Source organism: Streptosporangium sp. LJ11 (genome assembly GCF_051918945.1).
GTDB lineage: Bacteria > Actinomycetota > Actinomycetes > Streptosporangiales > Streptosporangiaceae > Streptosporangium.
Map to the genome: position 1 here is coordinate 39,337 of NZ_JBPXMB010000004.1, position 14,834 is coordinate 54,170.

Genomic DNA, 14,834 nt, shown 5'->3' on the forward strand with positions numbered 1-14,834 from the left:
CCCACACCTCCGACGTACACGGGCACGAGCATATAGCCGCACGTCATCATGAAGGTATCTGTAGTGGCCTGCCATGGGTTGGACACATGACGAGCACCGCTCAATGAGACTACACAGGGATATTTAATGCAACACTACATCAGATATATCAGTTGGAAAGTTGCATAGCTGGCATCAAGAATGCCAGAACAAGGACCCACATGAAGATAGTTGAACCTATCATGAATAATGCGATGTAAGTTTCGTGCCAACGAAAAAAATTCCGCCAACGGGGTTCGTTCCTAAACCCTGGACTGATGTATACATCAGTTAGAGCGCACTCCTCCTTTCGATAATCAAACCATGAAAGCATGCCTGCTACGACCAAGAGGACAGTGAAGCCAGCAATTAAAGACTCAAGCAGCATGAGTCCAATTAGACCGGATCTCGCCACGTTGGCAGCAATCCCAAAATTTTTGTAACCAACAAAAAGAGCAATGCCTGCAGTTGCAACTGCAGTTACTAGAGTCTGATATAAGGCAAGATATCTATGGGCATTTTCATTGATCGCATGAATTTGCTGAAGAATATATTTGTATCGCTCTAGGACAAACTGGTCCACGCCGTCCGAGGTCATTGAAGAGTGTTGCAGATATGGCTTAGCATACTTCCTTTTCAAGGCAGCTGACCTAGGAGATCTTCGGGCCATATTGCCACCGCTTGCTGTTATCGAAAATCTCCCTTCGAGCTGTTGGGACTTCTGGTAAACAGATCTCGAATTTCGTCGCATCTGCACTTCCATGACATGATTTAAGTCTCGAATTGGATAACATGATGATTGCCTACTTTAAATAATTATCCGAGCCGTCCTCTGCTTAAGAATAATGCGCCTACGCGCAGATATCCATCGCCATCAAGATATTGCAATGGCGTGTAAGACTCGTCATCAAACCAGATGAAACCGCGGGAAATTGAACTCCTTAGAAGTTGCTCAATTGAAGTCTCCCAAGCATTGGCGATAGCCTGAATGGTAGTTCCTGAGCAGCCATAGCTACCCGTCTGGTTCCACCAGGAAGATATTTCCATTATCTCTTCTGGAAACTTAGCAAAATTCCCTTTAGGGGTAGGGAAAACATCCTCGGGAAATATCCATTGTGGATGAGTGTTGAAAACAATAGCATTGCCTGGAAGCACAACTTCTCGGCCACTTAGCTGTGAAAAAAATTTAGGAGAGCCGCCCTTTCTGAAATATTGCGATAGATGATGCTGAGGAATGAGCGTAATAGTATCTTGTTTTTCTGCCCACTCTTTTAATTCTGTGCGCGTCATTGCCTTGTAGTCTGCAATTGCACAGGGAAGGTTCGGTGAGGAAACTCCGAAAGACTCAATCGTGGCGCACAACCATAGCTTGCGATCGTGATGATTACCAAGGAGAGGTATTACTCTTCCTGCCTGTTCGTCAATCCACCGTTTTATATCGACCGGTGACGCTACAGGGAAAGATGAATTCCGATCAGCCTTCTGTGGAAATCCTTGGAATGCGCCAAGAGCGCCATTGAGTTCAGCAGACGCAAAACCGCCTACGTAAACTTTAGCCGATGTTGACACGCTATAGCGATGAATATCATCGATCCCTAGTAGGGCATTGGGCGCAATCATGGCACGCCCGACTACTTCCCCGTCCGCGTTCTTTACTTCCGATGCGACGGTACTAAAGGACGTTCTAAGGGTTCTTTCAATATCAGTACCAAAATAGTAGACCATGTCTGATTTGTAAATTCGATCAAACAAATCCTCTAATGGAATATAGCGCCAATCATTAGCTCGGACTAGCCTGGCCGGAGAGTCTGATGCAAGACTTACGACATCAATATCAACCTCAGATAACGCACATAGTTCGATCAGCATATCGGTAAACTCTTCGCTTATATCCTCCTCGGCTGATTCTGGTAGAAGTCCGTTACGGTGATTCGGCGGAAGCTTGAGTCGAGCCTCTATAACGGTTCCTCCGATGCGCAATCTTTCGTTCTCTTGAGCAACCCTCAACAGGGGTCTCTCTTTAAAACCTGCAGGAAAGTCCAAAACATGAGTATTGCTTGGAGAGTCGAAATATTTCAGGCTCTTCACGTGCACTTTTTCGGCAATCATGAAAATAGAGAAAAAGCCAATGCCGAACCGTCCTGCTGGTGTGAATCCATTTTCCAGTAGTTTGGGATACTGCTCAAGCATGGATTCGGATCTCCATGATGAACGTCCAAAATCCGTCATAGAAGTGACGAGATTTTTGGCATCCATTCCTATGCCGTTATCGGATATTGTTAGCCACCAGCTATCTTCCTCATAACGCAATGACACTGTGACCACTGCATCACTACCGCCAAATGATGCCAAGCGTGCCTTAGTGGCATCTGCGGCGTTTGCTATTAACTCGCGAACTGCCACCTTTGGTTCATTTCCGTATAGATATTCTCCTCCAAGATTCCCTATCAAATTCTGTACTTGTGTCGCACGAAGGCTGGCATCCATAGGGTGCCAGTCTTGCGTCGGAATGTATCGCGCGAAGCGGGAAGGGGAATCAGCGCCAGCAACAGAGCGAGCAGCAAAGCGAGGCCGACTGTAGTCAGCACACAGTGCGTCCACGCGTCGAAGTTCGCTATCAATCATTTTAATTGTCTCAAATGCTAGCCACCACTCAGCGGCTTCGTTATGGCTAAAACCATTTGTAGACGTGTATTCCAGCCTATCGTCAACTACGAGTGGTCTAGTAATTCGCTGTTGAAAATGCCAGTGCTGTCCAGATATTCCAGAAGGCTTTCGGAAGGCATGAAGAAAAGTCGGGGCTCTTCGGCTGTCAATATGAACGGCATCCGCTAAGCGCAATATGCACGCTATCTTCAACGGGTCGACCGTCCATTCCGCAGGGTGTTGGGGCATGGAACCTCGACGTTGGGAAAACTTCTCACCTAGTAGATCTACATCCCACCAGTGACTATGAGCTATTTTGCCAATAAGTGTTCCGAAATCTTGCCTTAAGGCCGAGTCTTGTAGTAGAAAAAAGCTCGTTCCACCAGGAACTTGGAATATTTCATTTACGAGCCGTTCTGCTTGCTGAGCATGCTGCAAACGCAAGACACTCACTGCTGCTTCTTGCTCTTCTAGCATGTCCTGTATCGAGCTATTGGATGTCTTTTCCCGATCGCCCTTGATTGCAATCATAGCTCTAATGTTTGCGTATTGCGGATCTCGTTTTACGCAATCCAATCCTTCGGGATATGCCACAAGCCCCATGCCTAAGTCATGTAAGAGAAACGCGCCACCTAGGATAAAAGCTTCAATTGGATTGATTGGATAATCGTCACCACAGACTAGTGATGCGGTGTCCCAAAGGGAGTCGATATGAAGCATTGAATGGTCGGTGAACATTGGCATCGATATTGCAATATCATTTGCCAAGGGCTCTACTGTTGAACGAAACTGCATATATGAGTTCCTTAGCGTCTCTCTTTCCCGCTCATACTCATCCTCAGGAGTTGCGGCTAGAGTTCTGCGCCAGAGAGGAGTGCGTTCGAATTGGTGGTGGATTGACAATTTTCACCTTCATGATGGAGTTTGCGGTAAGCAGGGCAGAGTATTCGCTATCAAGTAGTGGTTGATGTTCTCTTGGGGCAGGTTACCGGATTACCCTGATCGTTACTGTAACTACTCAGAAGTAACACAATGTGTCGTTAATTGCGGATAACCGAATCATGGGTTATAGGCGATGCTGATCTATCCTGATGGCAGACAGCGCACAACTGGATGCTTACCTCGTTGCCGAATTGTCCTTGTAGGTATCAAGGGGCGGCGGCGCTGCGCGCCGTCGCCCGGCCCTGCGCCTGCGGCGCGCGCCGGGCATGCGGCCTGGGGGCCGGTCCCGACGCACGGGCAGGACTCCGGGCCGTCGCCGCACGCGCGCCACGCCGTACCGACGTCCCCGCCGGCCTTTGGTCGCGCCGCCGCCCCGATGCAGCCCGACGATCGCCTCATCGTGGTTGAGGTCTGCCGTGGTCGGGGGCGATCGAAGATCCAGGGTTCGTTCCTCACCCTGGCTCACCGGGGAACGAGGTTGAGCGCCGTTGCATCAGGAGGAATCAAGAAGCAAGAGCTTCCGGCATAGGTAGTCCGATCCCGGTGGATCGCCCAGCGCAAGAGCGTGTGGGAGTGCATACCAAGATCCGGGGTATGTGCGGGATGATCTCGTACGCCAAGGCTTCAAGCGGAGCTATACAGCCAGCTCAAAGGCATGCCGCAGTCGGAATCGTCGGCCCGCTGTAAAACCGTCGGCTCAGCCTACGCAGGTTCAAGTCCTGCACCTGCCACACCAGCGTAAAGAGGCCTCTCATCAGCAGAAATGCGGTGAGGGGCCTTCTTCGTTCTTGATCCGTGAGTCCCCGTGATTCCCCCTCGTTTCCCGTGAGATCTGGCACGCCTGTGGCACGTGATCAACCCTCAGTATTGGGCTTGGGCTACACGGCGGCTCTCACTCGTCGTAGAGAAAGCTTCGGACCTCGCGGGCAAGATTGGTCAGCTCCTCGCCCGGTGCGACATGGGTGTGGACCGTGGCGAACCAGATACCACTGGGGTCCTCGGTCCGATTTGGGAAGCGGAGGGTCCAGCCAAAGTTGACGGAGCGGCCCGTGTGGACGGCTTCGAGCTGAAGATCGGCCCACGGCGACTCCCACGTCCGCGTACCCTCCCATCCCGTGAAGTCGGCCACAAGGGAGTCAAGGAAATCCGCGAGTTCGCTTCCCCTGAACGTGTCAACGTCTACCTCGGCCTGCAGGCCGGGAGCCTCAACGTGGACGAGGAAGACCAACAGGGCATCCTCATCGGGGCGCTCGCAATGCGCCAGCCGGACAAACGTCTTCGCGGGTCCGAGGGGTATCCGCACCTCGGGAGTCAGACGATCAGAGCTCGGGTGACTCACCGTGGATCTCCTCCCACATCCGGTCCGTCAACTCGGCAAGCTGTTCGTGTGACAGCTGAGGTGAGGTCCATCTCGCCCGTCGGATGTGATCAACGAACTCGGCGGGGAGTGCCACGCCGTACTCCCGAACGTAGTAGGAGAGATCCCGCGGCCATGTCCACTCCCCGTCCGTGGCCATCTCCAAGGGGGCCACCCGCTTCTTCTCCGGGTTGATCACGTCGTCAACCATGGAACCCGTGACGGCCAGCACAGAGGCGGTCATCAGATAGTCGGCAATCTGCCGCCGATCGAGGTAGCGGCCCTGCCCTACCGCATCGACGAGAGATGGCCCATCTGGTCGACCATGACGAAGCTCTCGGAAGTGACCTGCTTCCCGCATCAGTTCTCCCTGAATTCAGCTCGGCCCGGCAAATCCCATAGCGGGGATACCTCAGTCTTCGTTCGCTGGGATCCAGGCGAGCGTGATGCCTGTCTGCCGTTCTCCCGTGCGGTAGATCTCTCGGGCGTCGCGTCCCTGAGCCCACCGCCGGGCATACGAGGCGGACTCAACCACAATGCCGTCGCGCACGATCAACCCAACGGTGGCACGGTGAGTAGACCACCAGATGAGGCCGTTCTTGAGGTCGTCACCCATGATCGAACTGTAGCGGCGGGATGTGACAACCAGTTTGGAAGATTTCGGTACACGGCTTCCCGAACTGCTGCGGTGCAGGTGAGAGGCGGTCTTCCCTTGCCCGTGAGTCCCAGTGATTCCCCCTTGTTTCCGGCCGTACTGGCACGCGAGTGGCACGGCCTGAGAACCCCGTGCGGACGCACACCCCACCCGCCGGATCTTCCCGTCGCCGTCGTTCCACCCCCCTGGCCCCGGTCTGCTCGGCCTGCTCTGGGACGACGGCGACGGGAAAATCCGGCTCTTAACCATTTACGAACCGGGCCTCTGCCTCTGGCGATCATCCCGGAGCCGGAAGCCCCCGCCGGAGGCAATAGACGGTATGGGGATGGATCGGGCAGGCTTGATCGAAATAATGATCGGACGCTGAGGACAGGGGCGGGTGGGCGAGTTGAGAGAGCTGTTTGTGTGGCTGTGGGGAGTGCTTTCGTGGTTGTTCTCGATGGCGGTGCTGTTCTTGGTGATTTATGTGGCGATAAGGCTGGCGCTCACGCATGATCGTCGGAGTCAGGTTCCGCGTCCGCGCGATGTGGCGGATGCGGAGCTGCGGGAGCGTGTGGCGGCGGAGAGAGCAGCACAGAAGCGAGAGGCGGAGGAGCGAGCGGCTCGACGGCGTGAAGCGGAAGGAACTGACGACGTGTAGCGGCGGCGGGCCGGTGGTCGGCGCGTTATCTGGGTACGGCGGGCGCGCGGTACGGTTACGGCCCGGGTCGCCGCCGGTCGGCACCGGCGCCCACGCCGCACGCCCGGTCGGCGGGCGGCAGAGGGCCGGGTACGGCGGCGCGGCGCGCCGCCGCTTGATACCCATAAGAACAATTCGGCAAGCTATTCGCTACGCTCTGCGTCCTTGCGCGCTTCGGCGATGAGTTCGACGAGATCAGCGAGGATTTTGGGGCTCGCCGCGATGGTGGCTGCGGAGTTCATGGTGTGCGGGCTGCCGTCCAGGTCGACGACGCTGGCGCCGGCCTCGCGGGCGATGAGTACTCCCGCGGCGGTGTCCCACGGTTTGTTGCTCATCATGATGAGGGCGTCGACCTTGCCTTCCGCCACCCAGGCGAGATCGATCGAGGCCGCTCCGAACATCCGGATGCGTTGCACGCGGACGACGAGTTCGTGGGTGAGTGCCAGGCGGAGACGGTTTTTCGTTTGCGCGTCGCTGCCTACGGCGTAATCACCCATGGCGACCACGGCGGCGTGAAGGTCGCCGGTCTCGCTCGCGTGGATCTCTTGTCCGTTGGCCTGGGCTCCATGTCCTTCTGCCGCGCTGTAGTGGGAGCCGAGGAACGGCAGTCAGCCACGAACGGGCATTCGCCGGCATCCCGGGTTCGGTTTGAACGAGCTGGTTCACTTGCTCCTCGCACCCGCGGACCTGAGTTGGCGGATGCGGCGGTGAGTTCCTCGGCTCTGATCCGGTCGGTGTATCGGAGCACGCAACGCCATCTGAATAACCGGATCATGCCCACCGCCCCCAAGACGATGCCGTAGATGAACGGTCCGGGAAAGACTGAGCCGACGATTTCCAGGAGCGTGAGGTCGGACAAAAGATGATCGTAAGGTCCTGTTCGCCACATCGAAGGCTCCTCCGGATGTGATCGCCATGGGTTGCGGTTTGGGTTGCAGTTCACCGCCGTACCAGCGCGTTCCAGGCAGGTCAGGAAGGGATGTTGGTCCAGGTGGGACCGTCCTGAACGATGGCGCCCCGAGCTGCTAATGCGGCTTAGGTAGGTGCCTGTCACCTGGAATCGCCAGTTAGGGTCAAGACGTGGATGAAGCCATGGCTAGTGCCGAAAGGTGGCGCGGACAGGTTCGGGCGCGAGGTTCCATCGAGCAGGACCGTGAGGCGTTGGTCCGGCTGATCGAGTACGACCACGATCCATTCGAGACCGAGCTGTATGAAAGCTCCTCCGATCCGCAGAACCGGTTGATCGACAGAGCCGAGAGGTCATATGCCGGTCAGTACGACCGTCGCCTACGTCGGCTGCGAGAGCGTGCCAGGCATGCCGAGGTCGATGAATAGCCGTTGCGGGATATGCGCGGGATGATCTTCGGTGGTTGGGACGAGGAAAGACGCTCCCGCCCTGGTGAGAGCCCCTGTCTCCGCTAGAAACGCAGCCCTCTTGAAAACCGCTGTGCCTCCGGCAGGGGCGTCCGGCTCTGGGACGGTCAACGTTTTAGAACGGAGTAGGTGGTCAGGGTGAGAATCTGGTCTTCCCGCTCGCCGCGTTCCTGGTGAGGCCGGCATCTCGACTCCATGGCCGACAAGCTCAACGCGGGCTGGTTCCGGATGGCGGCTGGTTCCGGATGGCGACGGAGTACGGCCTCTTCAACGATGACCGCGAGTTCCTGCTCGGGGTCACCTATACGGAAAGCGACGACGGGGACGATCGGGAGGCCCACAGAGGTTGGGCCCAGGTGCGACTCCTTGATGAATGGGACCTGGTCGCGAGCGAGGTAGATCAGCTGCGAAGCTGGATGGCGGCGATGTTCACAACGCGCTTCGTGCCGGAGTTCACGATGGTGTCCTTGGACGGGCAGATGATGATGAACACCACCGTCTGGGGCGACGGCACCGTCAGCACCATCGCCATACGCCCTCACAACGGCGCTCCGCAGACCGGGCCCTGATCCAAAAAATGCGGCCCAGTGCCGTTGGATGTGATGGTGAGGAGAGTGGAAGGCATTACTGGTGAAGAGGTCACCGCGAATCGCGTCAACGAGTGGTTGAGCGCGTGGCGGCTCAATCAGGGCTGTGCGCAGGATCATGATCGAGGTGAGGCCCGGCGGATCTGGGCACGGGTTGCTTTCGCCGCTCTCGACGGTGCCGAAGAGGCCGGCTACCCCACGAGGAGCGCAAACGCGAGTCGCTTCAATCTTCGAGCGTCGCTGATTGCCGATCTCGCTCCGGACGATGGTCCGTTGTGGAGCCCGGACAGGTTGGCCTCAGATGTCCTGGAGGCTCTGCCTCTGGGACTGGAACAGGCTAGAGACTGAGTGATCGATTGGCGCACCCGCCCCCGACACGAGATCTTGGCTCTGCGCACATGCAAGAGCTTCCTCGGCCCGATGGAGCTGATCGTCGATCGTCTGCCACGGACAAAAGCGGATCTTCCGGGATTCGGCTGCGGCGCCACAACCTGAATCGTTGTCGTCCGTGTCCGGGCGCTTTCACTAGGTAACTGACGTGTCGTCAGCCGGAGGACCCCCGTGTCGCAGTGACTGTTGGAGGAGATCACCACGCGCCTGGTCTCCACGACCACGCAGGCTGAACGCCTGCGGACGCAGCTGGCCGAAACCGAAGACGGCCTGTAACGACTTTGGGTCGCAGAACAGGTGGTCAAGGAACTCCTCGCCGGAAACGGCCCGGCCCCAGAGCTGTCCGAACAGGCCGACGACGCCGGGGACGACATGGCGCTGATGTACCAGGTGGCGCTATCCGCCGGTCGCGTGGCCGAGCCGTCCTCCGCAGGTCTGCTGACCCCTGCCGTCACCAGGCCCGTGACGTGCGCGATCTGCCCGCCGACTGTCAGGCGCTGCTTACGACGGTGCGCACCGCCGACGGTCCGGTGATCTGTAAGGCGATCTGCGAGCGGCTCGGGCCGCCTGTCGAGCCGGGGCAGGTGGAGGGGGTGCGGGCCGAACTGAACCGGCTGGCCGAGCGGGGGTGGCTGCGTAAAACTCCCGGCGGCGCGTTCGCCGCTGCTCCGACCAAGCCCGGCGCTGCGCGGTGCCGCCCCGCGTTGCCCCGGTGCTGATGGTGTCCGCAGCCCCTTGACCAGGGGGTTGCCCGAAGAGTCCGGGCACGTCCCCGGCAGGGGCCTGGCGGTGTGTGACCACTACCATGACCACGACGTCGGCAACAGCGACGTCCACCGGGGACGCGCCGTCGCTCGTCTGCAGCTGCGCCCTGCCGCTGTCCGCCCAGACCCTCACCTTCCTGGCCGACCTGCGGCGCGGCCACCTGAAGGCGATCGGCTCACGCTGGCGCAAGCTGCCCGCCGGGAAGATCGCCCTGATCGTGCTCGCCGTTCTGCGCCATGACCGGCGCCCGGCCGACATCGCCGGCGGCAACCAGGTCTCGGCCGCCACCGTGCGCCGCTGGGTGCTGGAGTCCGTCGTCCTTCTGGCCGCCCGCGCGTCACGGCTGGACCGTGTCCTGAACAAGACCGCCGAGCGGGGCGGCGAGGTCGTCTTACTCGATGGCACCCTGGTACGCAGCGCCGCCGCACGGGACCGGACAACCGTAGGAACCATTCGGGTAAGCACCAGGTTCATGGGTTGCTGGTGCCGGCTCTAACCGACCGCAAGGGCAACCTGTTGTGGATCTCCGCCGCCCGGCCGAGCGGCTCCAGCGAGATCACCACCGCCCGCCACGACAAGATCTGCGCCCGCCTGCGGGAAGCGGGGCTGGCCACCACCGAGCACACCCGCTGACAGACGATCGACACGCATGATCCCCGCCTGCTACCAGGGAAGGAGACGCTCCTGCCTCTGCCCGTGGTAAGGCCGGCGATCCATTCCGGAGGCAGGCCCGCATCAGGCCCGAGGAGAAGAATCATGGCGGGCGCGACGACGACGAAGGCGACGGCAATGACCATCCGCCACATCGTGGTCAGGGCATGAGCGGTCTCCTGAGCGGGGACCTTGGCGTTCAGCTCGCCCTTCAACTCTCCGTGGAAGGGACGGGCGCCGATCGTCAGATTGGCGACTGCCGAGGGGGCTCTTCAGTCGGCTCGGTGGTGGGGGACGGAGTCCGGAACGGCTCTGCTGCCACGGCGGTACGGGGGACGCCGGGTACCCGCGTCCACGTACGGAAATGCTCAGTCCACCAGGCCGGCGCGGTAGGCGGCGATGGCCACCTGTACCCGGTTGGTGACGGCGAGCTTGTCGAACAAGTGGGATATGTGGCTTTTGACGGTTGCCTCGCTCATGTGCAGGCTGGCCGCGATCTCGGTGTTGGAGCGGCCGAGCCCCACCTCGGTGAGCACCTCCCGCTCGCGGCCGGTGAGGATTTCCAGCCGGGCGAGCGCGTCACGGCGACGCCGGATGGGCGCGTCGGTGACCCGGTGGATCAGCCGCCGGGTCACCTGCGGGGACAGCATCGCGTCACCGCTGTGCGCGAGGCGTACGGCACGGATCAGATCGTGCGGCGAGGTGTCCTTGAGGAGGAATCCGCAGGCCCCGGCCTCCAGGGCGGTGAAGACGTGCTCGTCGCTGTCGAACGTGGTGAGGATCACGACCGCGGGCGCACGGGCGAGCCGGCGGATGGCCTCGGTGGCGGCGAGGCCGTCGGTCCGCGGCATCCTGATGTCCATCAGGATGACGTCCGGCCCCAGGCGGTGCACGGCGTCGACCGCCTCGTCCCCGTCCGCGGCCTCCCCCACGACCTCCACGTCGGGCGCGGATTCGAGGATGAACCGCAGTCCGGCGCGGATCAGCGATTCGTCATCCACCAGCAGTGTCCTGATCATGTGCGTCCCTCGCGGATGCGCCCCACGGCAACCGGCCCTCGAGACGCCAGCCTCCCGCATCGCCGGGCGCGCTGCGTACCGTTCCGCCGATCAGCCGGAAACGTTCTGCCAGGCCCACGAGACCGGCTCGGGCGCCGGAAGGGCGCGCGGCGGGCCGGAGCGATCGCTTGTTGGTGACCGTGATCGTGACGCCGTCCTCCGGGCTCCCGGTCACGGAGACGGTGACGGGTGCTCCGGCGGCGTGCTTGTGCGCGTTGGTCAGCCCTTCCTGTACGAGCCGATAGGCGGCCCGGGCGGTCGCCACCGGCAACGTGCCGAGGTCGCCGTGCAGCGTGACGGCGTTGCCGGCCGACGTCCAGGAATCCACCAATCGCCGCAGGTCGGGAAACCCGTCGTCATGTCCGGCCCGCAATACACCCACGATCTTCCGCAGCTCTTCGAGGGCCTCCTGCGCGGTGACCCGGATCAGCGCCGCCTCCCGCTCGATCCGTGCCGATTCCGCGCCGGGGTTGACCTCCAGCCCGCCGGCGTGCAGCGAGATGAGGGTGACCTTGTGCGCGAGCACGTCGTGCATCTCCCGTGCGATTCGGCCGCGTTCGGCGGCCTTCGCCTGTTCGTCGCGCAGGTGCTGTTCGGTCTCGGCGCGCTCCGCGCGTTCCCGCAGTGATCTGGTGAGCTCGCGGCGGGTGGCGGTGTACCCGCCGGCCACCAGCACGGCGGCGGTGGCGGCCATCGCGGAGAGCAGCGTGTCCGTGCCGAACCTGCCGTCGTCGACCCACTGCTGTGCCAGGAATCCCGCCACGCCGATCGCCGCCAGCGCCGCGAACCGCGGGCCCAGTCGCGCCCCCGCACCGGAGAACAGGCCGATCAGCAGCGGCCCGGGGTTGCCCGACAGCGCGTACGCACCCGCCCCGATGGCGGTGACCGCGGTCGGCCACCGATCGCGGAACCACACGGCGCCCGTGGCGACCAGCCCGGCGGCCGCGATGACCACGCGCGGCAGCGGCGCCCACGGCACCCTGACCGCCAGAATGGTCAGGAACAGGCAGAACGCCACGGAGGCCACGCTGATCGCGTGCGGGCCGAGCGTGACGACCCGCCGCAGCGCGTTCCGGTACGTCACCATCGGCCCAGCGTAGCCAGGGCGGCGCCGCGTCACCTCCTACGAACGTCGATGCCGTCCGTCCGAAAATCTCCGACTTTAGTGTGATGCGACCATGGCCGTGATGGCGATGTGGCCGCGCCCTCGCCGGCGGCACCGTTGATGACTCCCGACAACGTCAGGAGTCACGCCGTGTGGCCAGTCACCCTTCCACGCCTGCTGCTCATCGCCGCGCTGTCGCTGGTGGCCGTCTGGCCGCCTGCCGCGGCGGCGGCCTCGCCGCGCATTCCGGACACCCGTCAACTGGCGGACTTCTTCGACGCCGCCATGCCGAGAGGACTGGAGGCCAACCACGTGCCGGGCGCGGTGGTCTCAGTGGTGGGCGCCGGGAAAACCCTCTTCAGCAAGGGGTACGGCCTGGCCGACCGCGAGAACGGGACGCCGTTCGACTCCGGCACCTCGTTGGTGCGGATCGCCTCGATCACCAAACTGTTCACCTGGACCGCGGTGCTGCAACAGGTGCAGCGGGGCAGGCTCGACCTGCACGCGGACGTGAACCGCTACCTCACCACATTCCGCATCCCCGCGACGTACCCCCAGCCGATCACGCTGGCGCAGGTGATGAACCACACCGCAGGGTTCGAGGACCGCACCATCGGCGTGGGCGCGCGGCGCAAGGCCGACGTGCCGCCTCTGGGCACGTATCTCGCCGAGCACATGCCGGCGCGGATACGCCCGCCCGGAGAGGTGTCGGCCTATTCGAACTATGGCGCGGCGCTGGCCGGATACATCGTGTCGCAGGTGAGCGGGCAGCCCTACGACCAGTACGTACAGGACCACATCCTGGACCCGCTCGGCATGCGGCACAGTACGGCCTCCGAGCCGGTCCCCACCCGCTTGACCGTGGGCCAGGCGCGCAGCTACGACTACGAAGACGGGATGTACCAGCGCAAGCCCTTCGTCTTCGACAACCTCCCGCCCGACGGATCGATCAGTGCCACCGCGAACGACATGGCCCGCTTCATGATCGCCCATCTGGAGAACGGGCCCATCCTCGACGAGCCCACCGCCCGTCTCATGCACCAGCGGTCCTTCGCCGCCGACCCCCGCATCGACGGGTACGCCCACGGGTTCAAGGAGCAGACCGTCAACGGGCATCGCGTGATCATGCACGACGGCAGCTGGGAAGGCTTCCAGAGCGCGCTACTGCTGGTGCCCGACGCCGATATCGGCCTGTTCGTCTCCACCAACGGCATGGGCGGCATCGATACCGTCACCGAGCTCATACCCGCCTTCTTCAACCGTTTCCTCCCCGGCGACCGCGCCGCGCCCTCCGGCCCTCCCGGCAAGGCGGCCACGCCCGTGGCGGGCTTCTACAAGCCGGCCCGCACCGTCGAGTCGACCATCGAGAAGGTGCTCACCCTCACCGGCTCCTCCCGGCTGCGGGTCGAGGACGGCGGGAAACTCGCCTTCAAGGGCATGACGTGGAGCCCGCTGGCGCCAGGGCTTTATCAGCAAGACGGCGGCTCCCAGCGGCTGGCGTTCGTCACGAACGGCGCCGGCGTCACGTACGCGGCCACCGACGGGCCCGCCTACGAACTCATTCCCTGGTGGGACACCCCTCCGGCCAACCTCATCGTCGTCCTGGTGTTCGTCGTCACCGCCCTGACGGCCGTACTCGGCCTGCCGTCGGCCGCCGTGCTCCGGCGACTGCGGAGGCGTCCCGCTCAAACGTCTCGCGCCTGGCGCGCCGGCCGCCTCCTCGCCGGCCTGGCCGGCACCGTCGGGCTGGTGTTCGTCGTCATGTTCGCGCTGACCCTGACCGGCGACACGAGCATCCTGTACGGCGTGCCGACGACCCTCCGGGTCCTGCTGCTTCTTCCCCCGCTGTTCCTCGCCCTCACCATCGCCGCGATCGCGACCACCGTGATCGGCTGGAGACACCGGCCCATCGGCATCCTGGCCCGCGGTCACCAGGTGACCCTGCTGGCCGGAATGCTGGCCCTCGTCTGGTTCTGCATTCACTGGAACCTGCTCGGCTGGCAGTTCGGCTGATTGTCGCCCGCCGACAGGCGATCTACCTCCAAGATCTCACCCCGCCACCACGACGTTCACACCCGACCGCCACCGCACCGGCCCGTTCTCCCTGTGAAAACAGGATGGAGTTTCCTCAGTGAGGTACGGCGACGTCACCTCAGGTCACACGCCCCTGGCCCACATCTGCCGCGTGGCCGGATCAGGGGCTCCCCAGGAGGGGCCGGCTCCCGTTTGCGAGGAGGACTCAAGCGCGTAGCAGCATCGGAACAACCGGCAGGGCTGGGTCGTCTGCGGGCCGTCCGAAGTAAGCCGGCGATGACAGGGGACGGCTGAGGCTGTCGGTTCGACAGCGGGCTTGGCACGGTGGCACGCGGGTACCTACAGGTCACTCCGGCTGAATGTAGAGTGCCTGGCTTGCTGCAACCCGCTGGTGCTCGGGGCCATCGAATTCGACAACCTCCATGTGCGTGCGGGATGCCTCGGAGATTCCGGGATCTTGCATGACAATCCCGAGGTCGACTTCAGCCCGTCCAACCTCTGGGCCGAGGACCGCTCATGGGCCCTGTGCGCCGACTACGACCTGTGAGCCACCGAGGTCGCCGGCCCTCCGGC

At 61.8% G+C, this 14,834-nt stretch carries 15 protein-coding genes; 7 read left to right on the forward strand and 8 right to left on the reverse strand.

Features of this window, described 5'->3' with window-relative positions:
• Window positions 1-148: 148 nt before the first annotated feature.
• From ACTOQ3_RS07090 to ACTOQ3_RS07110, 5 genes are all read right to left on the reverse strand, one after another.
• Entirely contained in the window at window positions 149-601 is a 453-nt protein-coding gene (locus tag ACTOQ3_RS07090) for a hypothetical protein (RefSeq protein ID WP_440082602.1), read from the reverse strand.
• Window positions 602-834: 233 nt separating this feature from the next.
• Window positions 835-3,459 (reverse strand): HD domain-containing protein, encoded by a 2,625-nt coding sequence (locus ACTOQ3_RS07095; protein WP_440082603.1) that lies wholly within the window; start codon window positions 3,457-3,459, stop codon window positions 835-837.
• A 1,039-nt stretch (window positions 3,460-4,498) separates the two neighbouring features.
• Window positions 4,499-4,945: a DUF6228 family protein gene (locus ACTOQ3_RS07100; RefSeq protein WP_440082604.1), complete on the reverse strand. Its 447-nt coding sequence runs from the start codon at window positions 4,943-4,945 to the stop codon at window positions 4,499-4,501.
• Complete coding sequence (locus ACTOQ3_RS07105) at window positions 4,926-5,324, reverse strand: hypothetical protein (RefSeq protein WP_440082605.1); 399 nt, start codon at window positions 5,322-5,324, stop codon at window positions 4,926-4,928. Before ACTOQ3_RS07105 ends, ACTOQ3_RS07100 begins: the two co-directional genes overlap by 20 nt.
• A 51-nt stretch (window positions 5,325-5,375) precedes the next feature.
• The gene (locus ACTOQ3_RS07110; protein ID WP_440082606.1) at window positions 5,376-5,579 is read right to left on the reverse strand and encodes a hypothetical protein; all 204 of its coding nucleotides are present in this window, start codon (window positions 5,577-5,579) and stop codon (window positions 5,376-5,378) included.
• 418 nt (window positions 5,580-5,997) lie between these two features.
• Here ACTOQ3_RS07110 and ACTOQ3_RS07115 point away from each other — a divergent pair, with 418 nt between their 5' ends.
• A complete protein-coding gene (locus ACTOQ3_RS07115; RefSeq protein ID WP_440082607.1) occupies window positions 5,998-6,258 on the forward strand; it encodes a hypothetical protein in 261 nt (86 codons plus the stop codon).
• A 182-nt stretch (window positions 6,259-6,440) separates the two neighbouring features.
• On the opposite strand, the gene ACTOQ3_RS07120 is transcribed toward ACTOQ3_RS07115, so the two are convergent.
• Window positions 6,441-6,905: an inositol monophosphatase family protein gene (locus ACTOQ3_RS07120; RefSeq protein ID WP_440082899.1), complete on the reverse strand. Its 465-nt coding sequence runs from the start codon at window positions 6,903-6,905 to the stop codon at window positions 6,441-6,443.
• A 472-nt stretch (window positions 6,906-7,377) separates the two neighbouring features.
• Here ACTOQ3_RS07120 and ACTOQ3_RS07125 point away from each other — a divergent pair, with 472 nt between their 5' ends.
• The 5 genes from ACTOQ3_RS07125 to ACTOQ3_RS07145 all read left to right on the forward strand — a co-directional run bounded on the left by ACTOQ3_RS07125 (window position 7,378) and on the right by ACTOQ3_RS07145 (window position 10,046).
• Window positions 7,378-7,632, forward strand: coding sequence for a hypothetical protein (locus tag ACTOQ3_RS07125; RefSeq protein WP_440082608.1), 255 nt, complete (start codon window positions 7,378-7,380; stop codon window positions 7,630-7,632).
• 284 nt (window positions 7,633-7,916) lie between these two features.
• The gene (locus ACTOQ3_RS07130; protein WP_440082609.1) at window positions 7,917-8,240 is read left to right on the forward strand and encodes a hypothetical protein; all 324 of its coding nucleotides are present in this window, start codon (window positions 7,917-7,919) and stop codon (window positions 8,238-8,240) included.
• An 875-nt stretch (window positions 8,241-9,115) separates the two neighbouring features.
• On the forward strand, window positions 9,116-9,367 hold the full coding sequence (locus ACTOQ3_RS07135) for a hypothetical protein (RefSeq protein ID WP_440082610.1): 252 nt from the start codon (window positions 9,116-9,118) through the stop codon (window positions 9,365-9,367).
• 74 nt (window positions 9,368-9,441) lie between these two features.
• Entirely contained in the window at window positions 9,442-9,909 is a 468-nt protein-coding gene (locus ACTOQ3_RS07140; RefSeq protein WP_440082611.1) for a hypothetical protein, read from the forward strand.
• Window positions 9,897-10,046: a hypothetical protein gene (locus ACTOQ3_RS07145; RefSeq protein ID WP_440082612.1), complete on the forward strand. Its 150-nt coding sequence runs from the start codon at window positions 9,897-9,899 to the stop codon at window positions 10,044-10,046. Before ACTOQ3_RS07140 ends, ACTOQ3_RS07145 begins: the two co-directional genes overlap by 13 nt.
• A 386-nt stretch (window positions 10,047-10,432) precedes the next feature.
• Here ACTOQ3_RS07145 and ACTOQ3_RS07150 read toward each other — a convergent pair whose 3' ends face one another.
• Together ACTOQ3_RS07150 and ACTOQ3_RS07155 are read right to left on the reverse strand one after the other, a co-directional pair.
• Window positions 10,433-11,083 carry a response regulator transcription factor gene (locus ACTOQ3_RS07150; protein WP_440082613.1) on the reverse strand — a complete coding sequence of 217 codons (651 nt, stop codon included), beginning with the start codon at window positions 11,081-11,083 and terminating at the stop codon, window positions 10,433-10,435.
• Entirely contained in the window at window positions 11,058-12,209 is a 1,152-nt protein-coding gene (locus ACTOQ3_RS07155; RefSeq protein ID WP_440082614.1) for a sensor histidine kinase, read from the reverse strand. The genes ACTOQ3_RS07150 and ACTOQ3_RS07155 overlap by 26 nt, the downstream gene beginning before the upstream one ends.
• A 168-nt stretch (window positions 12,210-12,377) precedes the next feature.
• On the opposite strand from ACTOQ3_RS07155, the gene ACTOQ3_RS07160 reads away from it, so the two are divergent.
• On the forward strand, window positions 12,378-14,240 hold the full coding sequence (locus ACTOQ3_RS07160; protein ID WP_440082615.1) for a serine hydrolase domain-containing protein: 1,863 nt from the start codon (window positions 12,378-12,380) through the stop codon (window positions 14,238-14,240).
• Window positions 14,241-14,834: the final 594 nt, after the last annotated feature.

Bases quoted from the DNA above. Each gene is read 5' to 3' on its own strand.
- ACTOQ3_RS07155 (WP_440082614.1), bottom strand. From the start codon at position 12,209: ATGGTGACGTACCGGAACGCGCTGCGGCGGGTCGTCACGCTCGGCCCG.
- ACTOQ3_RS07105 (WP_440082605.1), bottom strand. From the start codon at position 5,324: ATGCGGGAAGCAGGTCACTTCCGAGAGCTTCGTCATGGTCGACCAGAT.
- ACTOQ3_RS07130 (WP_440082609.1), top strand. From the start codon at position 7,917: ATGGCGACGGAGTACGGCCTCTTCAACGATGACCGCGAGTTCCTGCTC.
- ACTOQ3_RS07095 (WP_440082603.1), bottom strand. From the start codon at position 3,459: ATGCAGTTTCGTTCAACAGTAGAGCCCTTGGCAAATGATATTGCAATA.
- ACTOQ3_RS07110 (WP_440082606.1), bottom strand. From the start codon at position 5,579: ATGGGTGACGACCTCAAGAACGGCCTCATCTGGTGGTCTACTCACCGT.
- ACTOQ3_RS07150 (WP_440082613.1), bottom strand. From the start codon at position 11,083: ATGATCAGGACACTGCTGGTGGATGACGAATCGCTGATCCGCGCCGGA.